This window comes from Pseudoxanthomonas sp. Root630 (genome assembly GCF_001427585.1).
Lineage (GTDB): Bacteria > Pseudomonadota > Gammaproteobacteria > Xanthomonadales > Xanthomonadaceae > Pseudoxanthomonas_A.
Genome location: NZ_LMGY01000017.1, coordinates 299,800 through 320,443 on the forward strand (window position 1 = coordinate 299,800; position 20,644 = coordinate 320,443).

At 62.0% G+C, this 20,644-nt stretch carries 21 protein-coding genes; 15 read left to right on the forward strand and 6 right to left on the reverse strand.

The genetic code is table 11. From position 1 onward, the window contains the following. The first annotated feature begins 94 nt into the window (after positions 1 to 94). The 10 genes from ASD72_RS16140 (at position 95) to ASD72_RS16185 (ending at position 9,721) form a co-directional block, all read left to right on the forward strand. Positions 95 to 484 (forward strand): hypothetical protein, encoded by a 390-nt coding sequence (locus ASD72_RS16140; RefSeq protein WP_056880957.1) that lies wholly within the window; start codon positions 95 to 97, stop codon positions 482 to 484. Positions 485 to 709: 225 nt separating this feature from the next. After that, positions 710 to 1,267, forward strand: coding sequence for a hypothetical protein (locus ASD72_RS16145; RefSeq protein ID WP_155944697.1), 558 nt, complete (start codon positions 710 to 712; stop codon positions 1,265 to 1,267). 481 nt (positions 1,268 to 1,748) lie between these two features. Beyond that, the gene (locus ASD72_RS16150) at positions 1,749 to 2,567 is read left to right on the forward strand and encodes a hypothetical protein (RefSeq protein ID WP_056880959.1); all 819 of its coding nucleotides are present in this window, start codon (positions 1,749 to 1,751) and stop codon (positions 2,565 to 2,567) included. A gap of 47 nt (positions 2,568 to 2,614) precedes the next feature. Then, complete coding sequence (locus ASD72_RS16155; RefSeq protein ID WP_056880960.1) at positions 2,615 to 2,851, forward strand: hypothetical protein; 237 nt, start codon at positions 2,615 to 2,617, stop codon at positions 2,849 to 2,851. Next, positions 2,839 to 3,615, forward strand: coding sequence for a hypothetical protein (locus ASD72_RS16160; RefSeq protein WP_155944698.1), 777 nt, complete (start codon positions 2,839 to 2,841; stop codon positions 3,613 to 3,615). Before ASD72_RS16155 ends, ASD72_RS16160 begins: the two co-directional genes overlap by 13 nt. After that, the gene (locus tag ASD72_RS16165) at positions 3,615 to 5,141 is read left to right on the forward strand and encodes a hypothetical protein (protein ID WP_056880962.1); all 1,527 of its coding nucleotides are present in this window, start codon (positions 3,615 to 3,617) and stop codon (positions 5,139 to 5,141) included. Before ASD72_RS16160 ends, ASD72_RS16165 begins: the two co-directional genes overlap by 1 nt. After that, positions 5,142 to 7,685 carry a hypothetical protein gene (locus ASD72_RS16170; protein WP_056880963.1) on the forward strand — a complete coding sequence of 848 codons (2,544 nt, stop codon included), beginning with the start codon at positions 5,142 to 5,144 and terminating at the stop codon, positions 7,683 to 7,685. A 165-nt stretch (positions 7,686 to 7,850) separates the two neighbouring features. Then, the gene (locus ASD72_RS21055) at positions 7,851 to 8,531 is read left to right on the forward strand and encodes a hypothetical protein (protein WP_056880964.1); all 681 of its coding nucleotides are present in this window, start codon (positions 7,851 to 7,853) and stop codon (positions 8,529 to 8,531) included. A gap of 189 nt (positions 8,532 to 8,720) precedes the next feature. Then, positions 8,721 to 9,293, forward strand: a complete 573-nt coding sequence (locus ASD72_RS16180) for a DUF6445 family protein (RefSeq protein ID WP_056880965.1) — start codon at positions 8,721 to 8,723, stop codon at positions 9,291 to 9,293. Continuing rightward, positions 9,269 to 9,721: a GNAT family N-acetyltransferase gene (locus ASD72_RS16185; RefSeq protein ID WP_056880966.1), complete on the forward strand. Its 453-nt coding sequence runs from the start codon at positions 9,269 to 9,271 to the stop codon at positions 9,719 to 9,721. The genes ASD72_RS16180 and ASD72_RS16185 overlap by 25 nt, the downstream gene beginning before the upstream one ends. 10 nt (positions 9,722 to 9,731) lie before the next feature. Here the strand turns inward: ASD72_RS16185 and ASD72_RS16190 are convergent, their stop codons facing one another. After that, positions 9,732 to 11,162, reverse strand: coding sequence for an SEFIR domain-containing protein (locus tag ASD72_RS16190; protein WP_056880967.1), 1,431 nt, complete (start codon positions 11,160 to 11,162; stop codon positions 9,732 to 9,734). Between the two features lie 208 nt (positions 11,163 to 11,370). After that, complete coding sequence (locus ASD72_RS21060) at positions 11,371 to 11,871, reverse strand: hypothetical protein (RefSeq protein WP_155944699.1); 501 nt, start codon at positions 11,869 to 11,871, stop codon at positions 11,371 to 11,373. Positions 11,872 to 12,841: 970 nt separating this feature from the next. On the opposite strand from ASD72_RS21060, the gene ASD72_RS16200 reads away from it, so the two are divergent. Further along, a complete protein-coding gene (locus ASD72_RS16200) occupies positions 12,842 to 13,492 on the forward strand; it encodes a hypothetical protein (RefSeq protein WP_056880969.1) in 651 nt (216 codons plus the stop codon). A gap of 400 nt (positions 13,493 to 13,892) precedes the next feature. Beyond that, entirely contained in the window at positions 13,893 to 14,564 is a 672-nt protein-coding gene (locus ASD72_RS21070; protein WP_155944700.1) for a hypothetical protein, read from the forward strand. Between the two features lie 13 nt (positions 14,565 to 14,577). On the opposite strand, the gene ASD72_RS16215 is transcribed toward ASD72_RS21070, so the two are convergent. After that, positions 14,578 to 15,528: an SOS response-associated peptidase family protein gene (locus ASD72_RS16215; RefSeq protein WP_235578035.1), complete on the reverse strand. Its 951-nt coding sequence runs from the start codon at positions 15,526 to 15,528 to the stop codon at positions 14,578 to 14,580. Between the two features lie 224 nt (positions 15,529 to 15,752). Between ASD72_RS16215 and ASD72_RS16220 the strand changes: the two genes are divergently transcribed. Further along, on the forward strand, positions 15,753 to 16,217 hold the full coding sequence (locus tag ASD72_RS16220) for a hypothetical protein (protein WP_056880973.1): 465 nt from the start codon (positions 15,753 to 15,755) through the stop codon (positions 16,215 to 16,217). A gap of 668 nt (positions 16,218 to 16,885) precedes the next feature. On the opposite strand, the gene ASD72_RS16225 is transcribed toward ASD72_RS16220, so the two are convergent. Then, positions 16,886 to 17,314 carry a hypothetical protein gene (locus ASD72_RS16225; RefSeq protein ID WP_056880974.1) on the reverse strand — a complete coding sequence of 143 codons (429 nt, stop codon included), beginning with the start codon at positions 17,312 to 17,314 and terminating at the stop codon, positions 16,886 to 16,888. A 27-nt stretch (positions 17,315 to 17,341) separates the two neighbouring features. Further along, the gene (locus ASD72_RS16230) at positions 17,342 to 17,953 is read right to left on the reverse strand and encodes a DNA-3-methyladenine glycosylase (protein WP_056880975.1); all 612 of its coding nucleotides are present in this window, start codon (positions 17,951 to 17,953) and stop codon (positions 17,342 to 17,344) included. Between the two features lie 522 nt (positions 17,954 to 18,475). On the opposite strand from ASD72_RS16230, the gene ASD72_RS16240 reads away from it, so the two are divergent. Next, positions 18,476 to 19,321: a hypothetical protein gene (locus ASD72_RS16240; protein ID WP_056880977.1), complete on the forward strand. Its 846-nt coding sequence runs from the start codon at positions 18,476 to 18,478 to the stop codon at positions 19,319 to 19,321. 55 nt (positions 19,322 to 19,376) lie between these two features. Next, positions 19,377 to 19,913, forward strand: a complete 537-nt coding sequence (locus ASD72_RS21570; RefSeq protein WP_235578036.1) for a hypothetical protein — start codon at positions 19,377 to 19,379, stop codon at positions 19,911 to 19,913. A 20-nt stretch (positions 19,914 to 19,933) separates the two neighbouring features. Here ASD72_RS21570 and ASD72_RS21075 read toward each other — a convergent pair whose 3' ends face one another. After that, entirely contained in the window at positions 19,934 to 20,449 is a 516-nt protein-coding gene (locus ASD72_RS21075) for a hypothetical protein (protein WP_155944701.1), read from the reverse strand. Between the last annotated feature and the right edge of the window lie 195 nt (positions 20,450 to 20,644).

Genomic DNA, 20,644 nt, shown 5'->3' on the forward strand with positions numbered 1-20,644 from the left:
CTGTCGTCGCAACGGTTTCGGAACGGTTCGTCGACGGTTCGTGCCTATCAGGCGCAACCGAAACAATGGCTTAGGAGGCCGAATGGATACGCAAATGGATTCGCCAACCTGGACAACAACAGCGCCCACGGCGCCGGGCCTGTACCACTTCGCGTGCGACGAGACCGACGACGCATGGGAGCTGGTGCGGGTCGACACCTGGCTATCGCTGCAGCGCCGGCAGGGTGCGCAATGGTCGGGCGAGCACATCGGCGTCCGCGCTGGCCTGTACGTGGATTGCCCGCACTTGGGGCTGCATCCGCTGCCGGAGTACCACGACGGGCTCACGTCGCCCCGCTGGCGCCTCGTGGATCCGCTGACGGTCGAACAGATGGATGCGGAGAACAGCGCCGCCGAGGATGCACCGTTCGGGTGGGGAACCATCATTGCGGGCGTGACTGCGGCCTATCCGAACGTGGAGGAGGGCGACGCATGGCGGCCGTGAGTGCGGCTGCCGACGCGGCGCTCCGGACTCACTAGATAGGCCGGGGGTTACTGGATTGGGGTTACTAGACAAGGGTGACCGCACCAGTACGGCAGACGTACCGGTCCGGGAGCCGGACGCAATGCGAACGCATGCACAGAGACAGAACACGGATGCCGGCCGCTGCCCCGGCGCTGTGGTGTGGCAATGGCAGCACCAATGCCCATGGAAAGGGCGGGAGGAAAGATGGACGACAACAACAACGACGACTTGCGGCCGTGGGAGCAGATCCCGGAAGACTACGACCACAACCCCACGGGCTGGGCCGTCATAACAACCCCCATCATCGAGGAGGCGAAACGATGGGAGCGGCACATCGCCGAAGGCAAGCCGTACCGCACGAGCTACGAGGCACGCATGCGCCACTTCCTGGCCCTGTGTGCACGCGGCAACCTACGGGCCACGGCCGTGCAACTGGTGATCGCGTTCCGGTGCGGTTACTGGGCGGCTGCTGGCGATCCGGTGGCGATGCCCCAGCAGGATCTAGCGGCGCAGTTGGGCATGCGGAAACAAACGCTTGGGCGTCTGGTGCGGGCCGCAGTTGCAGCGTGGCACGGCATCGAGAGGGACGATTCAGCGAGTGTTTACGAAAGACCCCACTTTGACCCCGAAAACAGGGGTTCCGGGGGCTTTGCCGATGGGGTGGGAACCCATAATTGGTTGAACGCTAGGGAATTGCCTTGTGATACGGGTGATCCCTTGGCCGACTTCCGAGAGTTCGGCATCGCACAGGATCCTTTCTGAACCAGCGACCCCGGCGCACTGCCTTAGTCCGGACCCGGGAAGCGAAAATTCAGCTACGGTGAGCGCAGGTATCGCGCCACCATCTAGCCCCGGCAACCACCGGGGCTTTTTGTTGGACACGCTGGGGAGCGGTTGAGATGGGGGCGGGCGATCCGCCCCCTTTTCTTTGCCTGCTTCGACCTTCCCATGCGTCAGTCGGTACCGCTGACGTAGCGGCCATGCCCACCTCCAGCATGGCCGGCCGCGCCATCCCGGTGAATGGGTGGCAGCTATCCCGAACACTCGCGACTGCCCCTCCTGGCTCGCGAGCAGGCCGTCTCGTCAACGGCCGACCGAGCCGTCCCGGTATATGGGCGGCACCTTCACTGCGTCCCGCCTGCGAATGCATGCGCACCGGGTCGACGTGGGCGCTTCGGCGCCGACACCGCGCCGCCCCGGGTTGTAGGGCGGCTAGCTATTCACTCACTCGCAAGGACGCGACATGGACGAGCGTAACGCCACCCTGTACCTGGCCGGCATGGGCTTCCGCATTGCCGAATCACCGGAGGCCCTAGTAGCTGCCGGGACCGGCGTATGGAATACCCCGCCGCACTGGCCCGCTGATGACCTGGAGGCGATCACCGACGCTTGGCCGTCGTCTATCGGTCTTGCCTTCGACACGGGCGGCGCTGCCGCGCTTGAATCGCTGGGCGATGGCGTTTACCAGATCGCCGATTCCTTCGCATCCAACGACGTAGACCTGGCGCTGAAGTTTCAGGCCCTCGTGATGTTCGCCTTCTGTGCGACAGATTGCCGTCGACTTCTGCTGATGACAGACCACCCCAGCGGTGTGCAGGTGGCCCGCAACTTCGGTCTCTACCAGTACGGCGTGCGTACCGAGAGCACGCCGGACGGTCCGCGCTCCCTGTACCACGTAGCCGGCGACCTGGACGAATGGGCGGCTTTCGTGGGGCACCCGGTGTTCTTTGCAGAGGCTCGCCGCTTCGGGAACGAGGACAAGGCCCTGCGAGTTCTTCAGCGCTGGACGCGCCACACGGGCGATGCAACCGCCCTGGACTTCTCCTACCTGCAGGAGCTGGACCCCGCATATTGGCGCGTCGACATCGCTCAGGTGCGGGCTGCACGTGCCGGGTTCCAGTGGGGCCACAACGCCGCGCACTGGATCGAGCACGCCCCCGGCTGTGGCGTACCTGCCGGCGCTGCTGAATGCAGCTGCGAGCCCACGGTCGGATTCACCAACGGCCACACCACGGCCACCGTACAACCGGGCGGCGAGGTTTCAATCGCCGCGCACCACTGAGGCGCAGGAAGCGCCGACCACTCCCCAACGCAAGGAAGCGAAACCCGATGATTCTGACCACCCTAGCCGTCGTCATTGGCGCCGGCATTGGCTACGCCGTCGCGCGCCGAAAGGCACGCACCGCGGCGACCGCAGACACGCACGACGAGACGGACCCCGTAGGCGCTTGGGGTGCCCTGAGTGACGAGACGAAACCGATTCGCACGCGCCTGTACGCCCTCTGTGGTGCCCTGGCTGCTGCTGTCGTGTCCCTGCTGGCGGAGGTGGCCCAATGGCCGCTGTAACCGCAGCCGTCGCAGTCGGCGCCGGCATGGCATACAGCGCCAACCGCCAAGGCGCCGCAGCCAAGGCGGCAGGCAGGGCGCAGGGGAACGCCGCGTCCGATGCCATGGCGAAGTACGACGATGTCTACAACCAGGGCCGGCAGGATGCATCTGGCTGGCTGACGACAGGGCAGCAGGCCAATAGTCGTCTCCAAGCGCTGATGAATGGCGACTTCTCGAGCTTCCAGGAAGACCCCTCCTACCAGTGGCAGCAGGACCAGGGCTTGCAGGGCTTGTCCCGCATGGCGGCGGCCCGTGGCAACTACCGCGGCGGCGCAACCGATGCGGACATCCTGCGCTTCAATCAGGGCCTTGCTTCGCAGGAATACGGCAAGTTCTTCGACCGGAACATGGCCCTCAGCAATCAGGGTCTGGGAACGGCGCAGTACCTTGGACAGCTTGGGCAGAACTACGCCCAGAACTGGGCGCAGGCTCGAGGTATCAAGGGCGCGGCTGACGCCCAGCGAGCCGCAGCGGGTCCGATGACGCAGGCCGGTTACGGCAACGCCATCGCTTCGGCCTTCAGCACCTACGCCGGCATGGGTGGTGGCGGTGGAGGTGGGCTTTCGAGCTTCGGAAACCTTGGGAGTGGTGGAAGCACGCTGTGGGGCAAGCAGGCGGCGACTGGTCCGGGCTCCATCTACAACTTCGGCAACAACCAAGACAACCTGTGGAGCACGCCGCGCCCGGGCATCGTGGACTGGAGCAAAGGGGGAGGCTGGTAATGGACGACTATCAGGGCAATTTTCTGCGCGCCCTTCAGGGCGGCTACAACTTCGGCCAGCAGATCAAGCAGCAGCGCGACCAGACGCAGCTAAAGGGATTGGCCGCACTGGCCTACGGCATGCCGAGGGACCAGCGGCAGGGGCATCTGTCGGAGCTTGCGAAGCTGTCGCCCGAGTTCGCCCAGGCGCAACAGAAGAACTGGAACGCCGAGGATGACCGGGACCAGCAGGAGCTAATCGGCTACGCGCGGTTTATCAAGCAGGCGCCTCCCGAGCAGCAGCAGGCCGCGTATACCAACTACGTCTTGCCCAAGCTCCGCGCACGAGGCATGCAGGCGCCAGATTGGACGCAGGACACGCAGGACACGATCCTAAAGACCGTCAACGCGCTGACGCAGTACGACGGCGAGGGCGGAGCAGGCGAGCAGTTCACGCTCGGCCCGGGCTCCAAGCGTTTCGGCCCCAACGGCGAGGTGATCGCGGAAGTGCCGTTCGCGCCGCCGCGGCCGCAGATATACACCGACGCTGAGGGGAACGTGCATTGGCTGACCCCGCCGACGTTCAACAGCAACGGTGCACCCGCACCAGGCCAACCGAAGGTCACAGCGCCGAGCGGATCTACCCTGTTCAAGGGCCCGGACGGAATGCCGATCACCATAGGCGACGACTTGGATCCGCAGACGCGCGAGTCCATCCTGCAGAACCCGGGCGAGTGGAACGCGGTGCCGGATGGTGGATCCGCAACCTTGCCGAGCGTGGATCGCACGCCCGCCGAGTATTACGGCGCCCCTTCGGCCGGCGCTGGCGGCAGCACGATCATCCCGGGCGTGCGCGGACCCCGTAAGCAGGACAATCGCGACCAGTTCGTGCAACTTACCCCGGACGAGGTGCAGCGCGCGGGATTGCCAAGGGATACGGTCGCGCAACGCAATCTGTCCACGGGTGCAATCGACGTTGTGAACAAGCCGGATGCGCGCCCGGGCACGGGTGGCGTGGTTCCGCTGTCCGCCGGTGAAGCAGCTGCGGTGCGTAAGCAGTTCAAGGAAACCAAAGACGCCTTCAACATGTTCAAGGCGTTCGATACGGCGCTGGCCGAGGTTCCGAACGACCCGCGCCTGCTGTTGGACGGTGCCGCCAAGGGCCGACTCGGCACTGCCTACAACAACGCCCGTGCCAGCCTGCGCATTCTGTACAACACTGGCGTATTGCAGCCGGGCGAGCTTCCGATGCTGGAAAACGCACTGCGTGACCCGACCAGTTTCAGCGCGGTCACCGACCCGCGAACCCGTGCCCAGATCGATGCCCAGCTTGACGAGCTTTACCGCGTGATCGAGCGGAACATCGACACCCAGGTGGAGAGCTACCCGCAGCTGTTCAACGGTGACGTGTACCGGCAGCGCAAGGCAGCAGCCCAGCAGGGCGCATCCCGTTACAAGGTCGGCCAGATCATCACCGAGGGTGGCCGACGCTATCGCGTGACCGGCGGCGACTTGAACGGCAACCCTGAAGTTGAGGAGGTCCGCTAAATGCCCACCTTGAACGAGATTAGGGCGAGGAACAAGCGGGCCGACTTCTCAGGCGTGACGGCTCGGGTGGATTCCACGGAGACCATCGTGCAGCCCAAGCGCATGACGCTGGCCGACGTGCGCAAGCGATCCCAGCCCGCACAACCCCAAGTCAAGGAAGGGAATGCTGTTGGGCGTTTCCTTGGCGAGATTGGCGGACGCGAGACCATGCAGGCGGCTTATGGCCTGTACGGCATGCTGGGCGGTGACGCGCTGAACGAGTACGTGTTGAGCCCGTTGGACCGCGCCATCGGCTGGGGTGACCAATTGGGCATCGGTAACCAAACCTACCGTGACGCAGCAGCAGCCCAGGCGGACGAGTGGGGTATGCGTCGACCCCAGACGGCCACGCAGCGCGTCGTCGCGGACATTGGCGAAGGTCTGGCCGGTACCGGCTTGACCATGGGCATTGGTGGACTTGTGGCCCGCGGCGCCCAGGGTGCGCAGACGGTTGGAAACGCGGTTCGCAGCAAGTTGGGCGACTTCCTGACGGCGCAGCCCGCTTTGCAGACAGCCTCAACGGTTACCGGTGTGGGCGCTGCCAGCGGGACCAGGGAGGCGGGCGGCGGTACGGGCCTGCAAGTCCTGGCGGGCTTGGCGGGTGGCATGGCTCCCACTGCGCCGGCTCTTGCTGCTGCCACGACTCGTGCAGCAGTGCGCGCCCCGAGCATTGCCGAGGTTCGGGCGCAGGGCTTGGGGCCTGCCATCGCTGCGCGCCGTGAGGCGATGGGGCAGACCATCGATGACTTCGCATCGGTAGGGGCAACGCCCAGCGTGGGGCAGGCATCGGGTTCACGTGCGGCCCAGGAGGCCGAAGCACTGCTTGGCAACTTCTCGCCGAGCTCCGGTGTCGTGGAGCGCTTCGCGGCAAAGCAGGGCGAAGACATAGGCGCCGGAATGCGCAACCGTGCCGAGGAGCTTTACCGCAACGCCAGCGGACAGCGCGCCGGTACGCGCATCGTGCAGGGCGTGCGGTCGTTCAAAGAAGAGACGAAAAAGCGTGTAGACGACCTGTATCGGAAACTCGATGAGCAGATCCCGCAGGACACGCGCATCGGCGTGGACAACGTGCGGGCAGAGCTCGAGGCGTTGAATGCCGGCATTCCCGGCGCCCCGACGCTCTCCCAGCTGTTCCGCAACGGCAAGTTGGCCGGCATCGAGGATGCATTGCAGCGGGACACACTGGGCGTCGAGGGTGCAATGTCGCGGCCCGATGTGCGAGCCGGCGCCGAGGCCCTACGCGGAGACCTGACTGACACAGCGAACTACCGCCGGGCGGAGCTCGCCCAGGAGTCGCAGCAGTACCGGCAGCAGCTTCTCGCCGATGCCGATGGCCGCCGCCAGCAGCTGACGCAAGAGGCAGACGCCTTGCGCCAGCGTCTGACCAGTGAGGCCCAGGCGATCGCCCGAGAGAACGAGCGCATGCGGCTGTTGGGCCTCCGTGACTTCCGCAAGGTTCCGACACAGGCCGAGATCGACGCCCAAGTGCCCACCGTCCAGCAGATCGAGCGGCAGGTCATGCAGGAGGACGAGATCACGCGCCGGGTTACGCCGGAGTCTGTTTATCGGGATCCGAAGTTCGGACAGAGCTACGTCGACCAGCAGGTGGACGACTACCTGGCGGGTCGTGCGGACGGAAAGCTGCCATACGAGGCGGTGCAGAAGCTGCGCACCCTCGTGGGTAACGAGTTGGATGGGTCGTCCCTGCTGAGCGACGTTCCGCGTTCCAAGTGGTCCCAGGTCTACAACGCCCTGACGAAGGACATGGAAGCCGCGGCCACCACGCCGGAGCAACGCCGGGCGCTGAACCGTGCGAATGCCTACTACAAGGCCCGCATTGAGCGGCTGAAACTGCTGGATTCGGTCATCCGCAAGAATGGCGGACCCGAAAAGGTCTACCGCTCTGTGATGCAGGGCAGTTACGACGGCGGAACGATCCTGCGCACCGTGATGCGTTCGCTTCCCCAGGAGGGGAGGCGCGCACTGACGGCTGCAGTGATTCGTCGCATGGGCCTTGCAAAGCCTGGCAGGCAGAACGCCGCGGGTGACCGTTTCAGCGTGGACACGTTCCTGACCAACTGGGGCAACGTGAGTCCCCAGGCGAAGAACGCGCTGTTCGACTCCTACGGCTCCGGGTTCCGCAGGGATATGGATCGGATTGCCCGCGTCGCGGAGACGATCAAGGACGGAAAGGGCGTGCTGGCGAACCCGTCCGGAACCGCTCGGCTTGGCACTGCGGTGGGTTACTGGCTGAGCCTGCTTGGATCAGCCGTCACGGGTAATTTTGGCGCTGCAGGGGCAATTGCGGTTGGCGGCATCGCTTCAAACTTCACCGCCCGGGCAATGACCAATCCCCGCTTCGTGAAGTGGCTGGCGAACACGACGGCCATGCCGCGCGGTGCGCTGCCGGCTCAGCTGCAGGCCCTGAAGACGATTGCCGACCGAGAGGACGACCCGGAACTGCGGGAGATCGCCCGCGCGCTAGAAGATGCTGGCAATCGCTAGGCCGAACCCGCCGACCATTCCGATGACGCTAAGCCAGAAGATGATCGCCCACTTGGGCGAAACGTCGTAACGCTGCTGCTGGGACATGGGGCGTTCTCCACTGGACGCCCCTAGATCCTAGCACTGGTGCACAGGAGTTTCTGGCCTCGGGCCAAGGAGGAATAGATGACAGACACGCATAAGAAGGCTGCCGTGCTGCCGATCAAGCTGGAGGAGGGCAAGACCCAGGAGGAGTTGCTGGCGAAATGTGCCACTGACGGGATCGCCGGCAATGCCTTTCTGACCATGATGTACTCGACCGGGGCGGGGTTGTCGCAGGGAGACGAGCTTGGCGCCCTTTGCGGGCAACTACAGGCGTCGATTGATCGGACCAAATCGGGGAGCATCGGCCAGGCAGAGGAGCTACTGACGGCCCAGGCCACCTCACTGAACGCCATATACGTCGAGTGTGCCCGACGTGCCGCAGTGAACATCGGCCACTACCCGGACACCGTGGAAACGTACCTCAGGCTTGCCCTGAAGGCCCAGGCGCAGTGCAGGACGACCCTCGAAAGCCTCGCTGAGATCAAGAACCCTCGCGCAGTAGCGTTTGTGAAACAGGCGAACATCGCCAATGGTCACCAGCAGGTAAACAACGGCGTGCCTGCAGGCGAGCCCATGCCGACAAGTACGCGCGAAGAAACCAAGATTACGCCGGTCGAACTTTTGGAGGATAAGAGTGGCAACGTCGCGCGATTGGACGCCCGAGCGCCGGGCAAAGCAGGCAGAAGCGATCCGGCGATGGAAACCGTGGGAGCAGTCCACGGGACCGCGAACGGACGAGGGAAAGGCAGTGGCGTCGCGTAACGCCTGGAAGGGTGGTACGCGACCATTCCTGCGCGAGCTTGGTCGGCTCCTCAGGGAGATTGAAACGGAGGTCGGTTAGGCAGTCATACCGCCGGCATCCCGCTGGTATGCCGCCAGCATGTGTGCAGGCGAGCTCCATCAGTGGGTTAGATGCCGTATTTGATATTCAAGCAACGCCATGGAGGGCGGATGCAGATCATCGACAACTTTTTGCCTGACGCTGCGGCGATTCGCGCGCACGCCTTGGCATCCGAGTTCGTGGACTGGCCAGGCTACGACGGTGAGGTCTACCGCCGCGTGTGCCTGACTGAGGTTCCGGGCCTGCTGGAGCGCATCGAGCAGGTCATGGGGCCGGTCGAGATGCTGGGTATGGGCTACCGGCTCAACTTCGGCGGTGAGCTGCCGAACGCGGCGATTCACTCAGACTTGGGCTGGGGAACTCACGCTCTAGTGCTGTACCTGAGCGAAGGCGAGGGGGGCACGGCGTTCTGGCGGCACAAAGCGACCGGGGCGGGCCGCATCGATCCCGGCGATACCGGCCTGTTCGAAATCGTTCGCCACGACTGGGACGAAGCGGAACGGTGGGATCAAGTGGCGCTTGCCGAGATGAAGATGGGCCGCGCCGTGATCTACGAGTCAGCCCTGTTTCACTCCCGGTGGCCCTTCGCCGCTTTTGGCGTGGATGCCAACGATGGCCGCCTGATCGCGGTCGCCTTCTTTACTCCCAAGGACGGGAAATGCAGGTCAGAAACGCAACCCTGAGTGATGTCCCGGCCATCGTGGAGATGAGCCGGAAGTTCTACGCGACCACCACGTACTCCGGCTGGGCAGACTTCAACCCCGACACCGTGCACGACCTAGCATCGAACCTGACGGAGAACCACCTGATGCTGGTGGCCGACGACGGCGATAAGCTGATCGGTATGGTCGGTCTGTTCGTGGCCCCCTTCATGTTCAACGGCGACGTGACCGCGGCCTACGAGGTCGTATGGTGGGTCGACCCGGACGAGCAGGGGCAGGGCGCAGGAAAGGCGCTTCTGGCCGCCATTGAGCCAGCCTGCCGCGCGAAGGGTTGCAAGGCGATCCAGATGGTGCACCTGTCTACATCGCCCCCCCAGGCCGCATCGATCTACGAGCGTGTCGGCTACCGGCACACCGAATCTAGCTTTACGAGGGTTCTCGGCCCCTAGGCCGTCAGGGCTATGGCAACGAAGCTAAGGCACTCAATCCGCAGCTGACACGCAAGTCCGGTCGCTCAAATCCGAATCGCAGTTGAAGGTCGGGGTTCTGAAGCACTTCCTCCATCTTCAATCTGAAGCCCTCAACCGTGTTGCACCCCATGATAGGGAGCAGGCTCTCACAGTAGTCCTTGGATTCGCACCGGGAGAATACTTCCAGCGCGCGGTAGCGATTGGTGTAGATCATTGAGTCGGGCCACCAGGTGTAATAGGGCTCTGTGAATGCCGCCTTCAAAAAGAGGATCAGCTCGGTTTGCGCGATTGACTCGACACGCTGACCCGCTCGTTCGGCACGATCTTTGAGAAGAAGCGCCCTAGCACTAGCCTTATTCAGCTTTCGGTTGAGTGCATCCGTCGAGTCTAGATAGCCACGGAACTCCAGAAATCCGCCACTTGACTCGCCTCGATCTGACTTGTGAGGAAGGAAGTAGCGGCTGTTGACGATACTCTTCGCGGCTGAGAACCGCTCTTCGTCCACGAGAGATGAGATCGTGATCAGAAAGACTTCTGAAATGAAGAATCGGAGGTGATCGACCATCCAGGAAGGGCGATTGCCTTGGGCATCCGTCAGAGGTAGAAGCTTCTCCAAGAACCTTCTGAACACTGGACCGAATGCGTCGGGCGGCAAAGACCGAGCAGCGGTCTGGGCGATCCGAAGATACTCATTCCGCGCGGGCTCCAACCTTTCGATTCCATCAAGAATCTCTTGGACGGCATCTTGGCCGGTTGAGTCCTGAGGAACGTGAAATCGCGTCAGGCCAGAAACAAAAGTATCTAGATAGTCAGCAACCATGGCCGCGGCATTCGTGCGGCCTCCTTTGAGGGACTCTAAAGCGCTAGCTAGCCGGCCACCCGTCCCTAGAGATGTCTCAGGGCGTTCCGTTAGATAGGCGGGGGGCGCACCAAGCTCTGGGCGAACATGAGTCGGCTTGCCGAAGATCCAGCGAACTAACTGTTCAAATTGAGTACCCCTGATGTCCGGGTTACTCAGATCGATGTGAATCCGGCCCTTGTAGTAGGTTGGAACATGGTGAGCTCCATCGGAGGAGCCTGGTGGGATAACGACCACGAATCTTGATTGCTTCTGGCTGCCGTAAACCTCCGCCGAGATGATTGTTGTCTCGGTGCCGACGCCGCCCGCTCGATTGTTTGCCTTCGCCGCGTAAGCCTCATCCGAGATGATCAGCACCTTGTCGATGGATGGGTCAGTGACCATGCGCTCCATAAAGGAGTATGCGTTGTCGCCTTCTCGCAGGTCCCACTTATCGAGTACGACATCCACCCCGTTCTCGACCAGTTGGCTGGCAAGTTCGATAACCCACTCCTCGTGCTCTGGAGTGGTCCAGCTATAGGAGACGAATAGCTTGGGGGTCTTATGGTCGTCCTTGGTCATCCTAGGTCCGGCGTTGCTTCGTTTAGTTTGGAAAGGTTACTCCCCTGGCCCTTCGATTTGGAGAGGCAGGCGTGCCGCCAGCATCTCGCCCGCGTGCCATTGGCCTCTAAACATCTGTCTCTGCGTCAGGAGCTTAGGTTGCGAGTTGTTTGCTAGATACACGATTAGTCCGTGGTGCAAAGGGACGCCAGTCGCGACGCTAGTTCAGCTAGGGAATAGAGTAGCGCTCGGTGCGGCTAATGACTGGGCCGGAATTGCACGGAGGGATGCCGTTGTTGAGAACACCGGCCTCTCGCACGGCGACAAGCTGTTCAAGAATTGGCGCAGTCTGGGGTGTCGACTTTGAGGTCACGGAAGTCAGTAGACCGTTGTTGAGCGTGACCCCAAACTCGGAGGATGAGAACCACGATGGCTTGTGGAGAATCGCCCTGGGATTCGCGTAGTCAGGGAGAGTCACTACTTCTTGCTTCTGAACGACACGCTTGCAGGAATTGTCGTCAGATGAACCAAGAAATCCCTTGTCTTTGTCGGTGAGCTGCGTCAATTCATACGTAACCTTGACGAGCATTGGGTCGTAGTAGATGACTCCGGGAATGCTAGTGCCGTCGATCGCTTTGTTCGTACCCGGCTGCAGCCTCACAGTTTCGATCTTGGAGCTGCATCCAGCTCCTAAGCAGATCGCGGCAAGTCCAAGGGCAACATTTCGCATGTGACATCTCCTGGGATCTGCGTCCCGGAATGGGGCGCACAACTCCGCCAACGGGCGCTTCGAACCTGTTCGGCCATCGGACGCAGGTAAGTGTATGTACATACGCTTCGCCACCGCGTAGATGCCGGATTTGAAGGGCGGGTCGAGGTGCGAGTCGCTGCCATAAAGAAGTCAAAGCAGGCGTCCAGTGTCGGCGCCTCTGCGCTCTCGGCTGAGGATCCAAGCCTCGACCTCATCCGATCGCCAGAGCGATTTCTGGCCGACCTTGCGCGGCCGCGGGAACGTGCCCCGCTGCATGAGGCGGTAGACCGTCGCCGTGCTCAGGCCGACGCGCGCCTTCACAGCCCTTATCGGGAGTAGGGCAGTCGCCATTTCGTCAGCCGCTGCCGGCAAGGCGGGCCAAAGCTCCTGACGCACGTCGTCCAGCGATACGCCCCTTTCCTCGGCGAGGAGGGCCACGGCGAGCGCTAGCAGATCCTCCAGCCGGCTGGAGCGTGTAGAGGAGGCAGTCGGATCACTTCGGCGAGCGCGGTCCACGGCGCCTCCCCTTGGGCAAACCCGCCCGATTGGCGTCCCGCCAGGCCAGCACCTCACCGGCGACCCACGTTGCCGGTCGCATCGTCAGGCGCATCGGGAAGTCAGGGCGACATGCCGCCTTCTCCAGAACGGTCCTGGGCGAAAGCCCGAGGAGCAGTCCTACATCTTCAGCGCCAATCGCGCGCAGTTCCCAAGGGATGATTGATTCGTCTGACATAGAAGCACCTCCTTCGTGAGGAGTGGATGGTGTACGTCATCCGTCGCGCGTGGTGAGATCAGTTCGTGACGGTGCGTTACGGTCTCCTATCCCGAACCGGATGATCTTTCATTCCTAAAGGAATATTCGTAGCGCGCTGCGTTGAGCGAACAAGGAATACAGCATTCTGTAACGCGTAGAAGGCATACTGCCGCGACTCCGATTGGACAGCGCTGGATGCATCGTTTCGATGGTTTTGTCGCCGCGCGTAAGGGTGACCTGCGCAGAATTGCATACGCGACACAGGGCGAGTTCGAGATCGATGATCTGATCCAAGAGGCTTGGGTCATTGCTGTTGAGATCAGTGGTGAAATGGAGGAGCCGTTCGACTTCTCCAACGTAGATCACCAAGAACGTCTTCTCGCGCGCATGTACGTGCGCTTCGTGAAGTACGCGGACAAAACTGTTCGGTTCGCAGTGAAGCTGGATCGTGGTTGGGATGAGCCGGCCGAGGAGACGGTTGGTGCCACGCTATCCAAGGTTCTATCCGGGCCCGAGTCGGATGATCCATTGGTCCGCGGGCTGATCGAAGATCAAGCGTCTGAGCTGATGGAGATGGTGCGGGCCAGCTACTCACAGGCGGCCGCTTACGTAATCCTGTTGTCCAGGGTGGACTGGGACCTGGGAGACTTGGCCGATCTGATCTGGGTGGGACGAGACACTGCCAGGCGCCGGTTAGGTCGCGCGGCAGGGCTGGTCGCCGTTCAGCCATCCTGTTTCGACGGGGTAGAGCAGATCCCTGAGGACTTCCACCCATGGCGGCGGCGCTGGATTGCCGGAGCGCGCTACTTCACCCCAGAGGGGCAGGGGATGTTCTGGCCCGTTTAAGCGGGGTGGCCGCCGTGGCGCTCTAAGCTCTCTGGCGCCTCTGGGCGGCCCTTTGCCGCTCCGCCCACTCGTCCAGCTCGGACTTCCGCCACATCCGCCGCTTGCCCACCCTCAGGGCCACCGGGAACCCCGGCTGGCAGGCGAAGGCCAGGAACGTCTTCTTGGGCATCTGGCCGAGGTAGGCCGCCCCAGCCCCCGCACACAGCCAGCGGTCCCCGTTGACCAGGGCGGCGATAAGTTCCAACAGGCGTTGGTCTGCGTTAGTCGAGTCGGTGTCCACGGACCAATCATCGCGGATCCTTGTCGCAGAGTTTGCGACTTCCAGGGCATTCCGGATAGACGTCAAGCCCAAGGGCGCAATGGTCTAAAGTGGATGCAATCAAGTAGGCGGGAATATGATGTGGAAAAGTCCTGGGTCACTATCCTCGTATCTGTAATTGCAGGCTGGTTGCTAGGCCAAATTACGGCAATTGCAAAGCTCCTTTACCAGCGGCGAACCCTGCGTCGCACTCTTGCAGAAGAGGTTGAAGGCCTCAATCAGGGCGCAGTTCGTATCTGGCTCAGTCTCGCCAGATCGCTGCAGATTGCGACGAATCGTGGTTTGGACAACGGTGTTCCGTTACCTCTGAAAGGTGAAGTCTATCGACACCACTACAAGGATGCGCTGCTCGCAATCAACAAGTATCAGCGACAGTCGCTAGAGATGCTGTATCAGTACGTGGAACAAGTCGAGCAGGCGCTTGGGAGATTGACTGCCCACAACCAAGAGATCAGAGCGAAGCATGCGTCTCAAGGCTCATTTGATCTCGCAGACCTGGACAGATACAAGGACAAAATTAGGGCGTTAATGCATCTGGTTGCGGATATCAAGTGGCACGCTCGACACTACTTGGAACACCCACTTCTACCTGATCTGCAATATCTCTCTCCAGAGCATAAGGCTTACGTCCGCTATCTGGATCAAGTGCGGGAGGAAATCGCGAAGATTGAGCGTCTAGCGGAGGGGCTTGGCCAAGAGGGTTGGGAGAACGCCTACATTCCTAAAATCTTCGACGACATTCCAGATTCCTAGCCACTCGACCTATCTAAGCCGCCCTTGCTACTTGGTGCTCGTAGTACGCCTCCGGCCGATCGTCCAAGATGGCCTGCAGTTCTTCGATTGAGCGCCCCTCAGGTGTCAGCCAGCGGTCCACGTTCTCGGGCTTGATCTGGATGATGGTTCGATCATGGCCAGCCGCTGCCACTTCTGGAGCCGGGTCGTCTGTGATTGCTGCGAACGATAGGAGATGTCCATCGCCGTCCGGGGACTCGTTCCACAGGCAAGCGATGATCATGTCCTGCTCAGGCTTGGGCCGGAACTCCAGGACGACGTTCTCCGTGGATTCGCCCTCGGCAAGCTCCCGATGCTCCATCAGGTGGCGCTCGACGTTCTCATAGAAGGCGTTGACAATGATGATCCCATGCTTGTGGCCGAATAAGGCATCCCAGGTCTTGGGGATGCTGTCGCGCCGGGCGTTGTAGGTCCCGGGGTACTTGCGCTCTATGTACTCGTTCCAGCCTGGCAGCCGGCACTGGTAGCGCATAGGCTTGATCAACTTCCGGCCGCCCTCCATGGCGATCACAGGGGCGTAGTTCCCAGGGAAGAACCGAGCATCCCTGGGCAACGGTTCCGCGCGCAGCAAGTCGTCTAGATCCAGCTTCAGCTTGCTGATCTTCTCGCTCGAGATCCGGAGATCCTCCTGCGCCTTCTTGGTGACCTTGGTCTGCAGGGCCCGCGCTGCGTCCGCCTGGCGCTTCTTCTGCTTGAATAGCTCCTGCTGGAGCTCAGTTTCCCGTTCCGCCCGCTGGCGCTGTATCTCGCGCCAGATCTCCCGTGCTTTCGGGTCGCTCAGTCCCCGGAACCAGTCGTCCACCGCCTTAGGGCGGCGTCTCTTCTTCGCCCGGTCTGGCGCTGCCCAGACGTTCTCGGCGAAATCCTCCAAACTCATCGTCGCGCCATAGAGCCGCACGTATTTGTCGTAGTCGGCCTGGATCATCGCGGAGTAGCACATGGCCCGTCTCTAGTCCCGGATGGGCCGATCGTACCAAGACCTCCGGCTATTTTTTTGTCCGCGCGCTTGTTGACCCGCCCCGGCGAGCCTAAGATCGACGGCGTTAGGGGCCAACCCATGGTGGGGCGGAGTGTCGTGGCTGAGTCGCGGCATTTGGACTGGGGGGGGGGCGTCGGTTTAGGAAAGTTGGCTGCTCGTGGGGGTCTTCGATGCGCCTCGCACTACTTGCTATTACCCTTCTTATGAACACCAGCGGATTTGCTGCAGACATTGCATCCTGCTCGGACCCCGAGGGTTATGCATATTTCCCAGAAACTGGCCTCGTCGGTAAGGAGGGCAGCGGCTGGTCGGCCGATCGAATCTCTGGCGGTATCGTCAAGCTCGTAAAGCTTTCCGATGGCGAATACGACGTGCTATTTGTGGATGCAACAAAGGACATCATTTCGGCGCGCGGAGACGGTGCGACCATCCTCCCCCTTAACGTTGGGGAGAGTGCGTTCTCGGTATTGGTGGTCTATCCGGGAAAGACGGCGGAAGTCTTTACGTTCCTCCGGACCACGTCAGGAGGCCTCGAGTTTCTGCACGTCACGAGTAGAGCCGGGGACGAAGTTCCGATCGCGAAAGCCGGTGTCATGCGTGGTCCCTGCAGCTATATTCATTTCGGTGAGTTGTAGGCTGAGAAACATGTCCGCGTAGAGCCTGATCTCGAGTCGGCTCAATAGTGATGTTGGGAGGGAGTACAACTAATCCTACTCTTCCCAACCGGAGGTATTGATTCTCGAGCATGCGCGCTAGGAAGATATCAAAGTGCTCAATGACGACGTGGATTTTGAGGGTGCGCTGTACCCTCGGTAGCCGATCAGCTACCTAACTGTTCATAGAAGCGAATGCCTTCTGCGAAGCTTAAATCAGGCTCGAGGTAGGATGGACGAATTGCAACTGCTGGCCGCAGCATGCGCGCGCTGCCGCTTGGGCGAATGCGGGATTGATTACATCGTCTTCTACCGGCGCCCTGACCTTGCACAGCAGGTGGCCACTGCTTGTGACGATCTAGGCTGTCATTTGAGCCAGGCCCACGACCGGGCACGTGAACTTACTCGAGTTCTGGCAAATGATCTGTCTTCCTGTCCGAAACACCGCTCGAGGATGTAGGATGCCGCGCTACATATGCGCCGATCCGGCGCCGTTTAGTTTCGCGACCGCGTCCAGGCGATCTGTTGGTTGAGTCGTCACAGACACAGAACATGTCCCGAGGCGATGGAGTAGTTCAATCGGGCTCTCGGAAGAGAGGGAGATGGCATTTTGGCACTCCTGGCCCCGGTGGCTCATGGCGAAGCGCCGACTAGGGCGAAAACTCTCCTGGGGTCGCGAGCCCGCTGCGAATCAGTTCGGCTTGGACGGCTTCCTCAATCTCCGCTCCGCACTCCTCGGTGCATCCGTCGAACAACGGTGCTTTCGCTGAGTCCACGGCTCGCCAGAAGGCGGCCTCGTCCTGGGTTGCGTCTGGAAGGTCTTCCAGCGCAGCCAGGAACATGTCCCAGAGCGGGCCGCCCAGACGCTCCTGGGCGAGAGTCGTATCCCGAATGCCGAGCAAGCCGCTCAGCTCAAGGAGGCGGTCGTATACCTCCACCTTCAGCTCTGGTGGAGCCTCCTCCTGGACTTGGGCCCATAGGGTCTCGATGAAGTCGTGCGGATTGCTGCCGACCTGACCATCCCGAATGGCGGCCTCGGCTTCATCCAAACGTTCGCGGATTTGCTCGACGGTTAGCATGGGCTGACTGTGCACCTCAGTTCGTAGTCACGGCGTGAGATTCGCCGGGGGGAGCCTCGGGGCGCGGGAAACGAACGGGTTCCCCAGCACATGCCAGCGCCACGGGTGATCCCGGCCTTTGGATATCCCGACCCGGGGGGTCGTTGCAGGCTTGGCCGGCGGTGGGACCCCGTCATCCGCCACCCATACCCCGCGATCAACCGTGACGAGGTCCGCGCCGTTGAGCTCACCTGTGATACCCAATGCTTGCGCCAGCTTGCCTGGCCCATTTCCTAGGTCGACCGCGCGTCTTGGGAGCCCGCGGGCCTCTTGAATCGCCTCCAGGCGCTTGACAGGCTCGATGGCGCGCAAGAGCACGCCGAAGCCTTGGCCGACTTCGCCACAGACGGTGTTGGCACACCAGTGGATCCCGTAGCTGAAATAGACATACAGGTGGCCTGCCTCTCCGAACATGGTGGCATTGCGGACCGTCTTGCCGCGGTAGGTGTGGGCAGCTGGATCCTCTGAGCCGCAGTAGGCCTCGACCTCGACGATCCGTCCCGCCCGGCCGTCAGCCACTACGATCAACTTATTGAGCAGTTCGGGGGCGACGATTCGCGGGTCGCGAGCATAGAACGAACGGGGGAGAGGAGGTCCCATCTCAGGCCGCCTTTCGTCTTCCGCCCAAAGTCGACGAGAGGGGACGGGACGGCTCCACGGGCCGCCCGCAGGCCCTCGCGACCATACGCTCCCGCTGCTTCACCCAGCGTTGTGCCCAGCCCTTCCCGCGGTCCAGCGAGCGCACGGCGTATTCCAGAGGTTCGATCCCGTGCCCCTTCAGCACGACCCGGATGAGCCAGCCAGCGCCCATGGGGCCCACCGTCACGATGGGGCAGTCTTTGAGCAGAAGCGTGTGCTGGCCGTCCTCATCAGCGTGCCAGACGTATGCAGGAGGGAGGTCAATGGGGGCGGCCATAGTCACGATCCGTGGTGGTGGATAGCCACACGTTACTCAGCGGCCGTGGATGGGCCGTCAAGGTCGGACTATCGATCGCTTGCCGTTCAGCGAAATACTAATAGCGAGGGACGCACTGAGCGGCTAGGCTTCGCTACCGTCGCAATTGCTGCGACGTTCTCGCCAGACGATCGCAGCTGGCCGGTGCCCCACACGCTACGCACGTCATGTTGTTTCGTCGCCAAGAACGCGAGAAGTTCCCCTACGAGTACCCCAGCCATCTGCGGGAATTGGCGGCCGAGCTGCCCAGGGCCGCTGGCGTGTACCAGTTCCACGGGGAAGAGCAGTCCGTCCCCCTCTACGTCGGCAAGAGCGTCGATCTCCGGACACGGGTGCTCAGCCACCTACGAGAGCCCGGCGAGGCGCGCATGCTGTCCCAGACCCGCCGTATCACCCATGTCCGAACAGCCGGTGACCTGGGCGCCCAGCTGCTGGAGGCCCACCAGATCAAGACGCTGCAGCCGCTCTACAACAAGAAGCTGCGGCGGACTCATCGGATTTGCTCGATAGCGCTGGATCTGGGAGGGGTGCGTTACGCGTTCTCCAACGAGCCCAACTTTCGTCTCCGGACGAACCTCTATGGCCTTTTCGGCAGCAAGATGGCCGCCATGGACAAGCTTAGAGCTCTGGCGGACGAACACGAGCTCTGTTGTGCGCGCATTGGCCTAGAACGGACGCCGGGCGGCCGCCCCTGCTTCCGCCATTCAATCGGCCGTTGCCGCGGAGCTTGCGCCGGGAAGGAGCCTGGGCGGGACCACGACGAACGCCTGCTAACGGCGCTCAGGGGGATCGAAGTCGCCAAGTGGCCCTACAAGGGCAGGGTGGCGATTGAGGAGCGAGACGGGAAGCTCAGGCAGCTCCACGTAATTGACCATTGGAACTACCTAGGGAGCGCCGGATCCTTGCGCGAGGCCAGGCGGATCAAGGGCGACTCGGGGCAATTCGACCGGGACGACTATTACATTGTGGCGCGGCCCATCCTCTCGGGCGAGCTGAGGGTGCGGGAGCTCTAGGCGGACGGTTCGAGCTGTCTCAGCTTGTGGGAAACAATGGGCCGAACATCCTCCCATGGCGCTTCCCCAATCCTATCGCTGGTCAGACAACGCAGACGGCGGAGCCAACCTCTATCAGAACTACGCGTGCGTAGCGGCCATCAAGGCTGACGGCACCACGAAGCTGAAGTGGTGGCAGAAGGAGTTCCACTCGAAGGCCGCAAGCGTCGCCCAGGCGAAGCGGTTCATCGAGCGGTGGATCAATGCCAGGAATAGTCCACGAGCATACGAGTGCGCACGATGGCGCAGTCGCTACGGCAAGGCTGCTGCGCCGCCGTCTGCTAGGCGCCAGGGGAGTGCGCTCGACTACAACAAGCTCTTGCAGCCCAGCGCCTCGGGTCTCAGCACTCGTGTGATTAAAGTGGACACGGTGCCTGACGACTTCGAATCGATTGCCGATGTAGGACAACCCCTACAGCGCTTCGCGAAGTCCTCTGGCTTGAATGTGACAGCCAAAGCGCCACATGCTCCCCTCGCCCAGCGCGGGACCAGTACGGTCGCTCAGCCGCGTCATGCGCCCCTCGAGCAGGGGCGACGGGCACTTGGACGTTAGTTCGCTGCTACGATTGCGCGTCACAAACCACTCCTACTAGTGACTTCGGACACGGAGTCGGTGACGAAAAAGAGGTGCCATGCGGCTCCTTGATTGTCGACGACAACGACGCTCCATTCTACTGCCCATGGCACTTGGTCAGTATCAGTCATCGTTGAATCGTGGTTTTCGCCATTGAGGCCGGCCCATCCCCAATCGCTCTCCTTGCGGCAGCGCACTGCTGGTTCAGCAGACTTGTTGAAGCCCAAGGCTAGCAGGGGTGCTTGGTGACCGCGCTTGAAGCTGCTCGGCTCAATCTCGGTTTGCCATCGATCCGGCTCGATTGTCAGGAACTCAAACTTAGGAATCGATTCCTCCCGTAGCCATCGGCCTGCTTTCGGGCCCGTAAGGGCCACCGCAATAGCCGTCTGCGTGCGGGGCATGTCTGCGGCCGTAACCTTGCTCTTCAAGTACCACTGGTCGTGGTGCTGAAACAGTGAGCCTGCAGGCATGGCACTAAACGTACCGACGGAAAAAACGGAAACTGGGATGGACATTCTGAGTCCCTGAGACGGTAGGTTCACGCAGTTTTGGGGTCCGACCCTCAGTCAATCAAGTTGTTCCTGTCCTGATGTCTACTTCCAGGCAGCCCAGTACCGAACCAATCGAGTTTCAAACCCATACCACGACAGTGAGAGCAGTCCCGCTCTCGACTCCAGGCCGGGCAATCCGGCCCCTAGAACAGGAGCTGT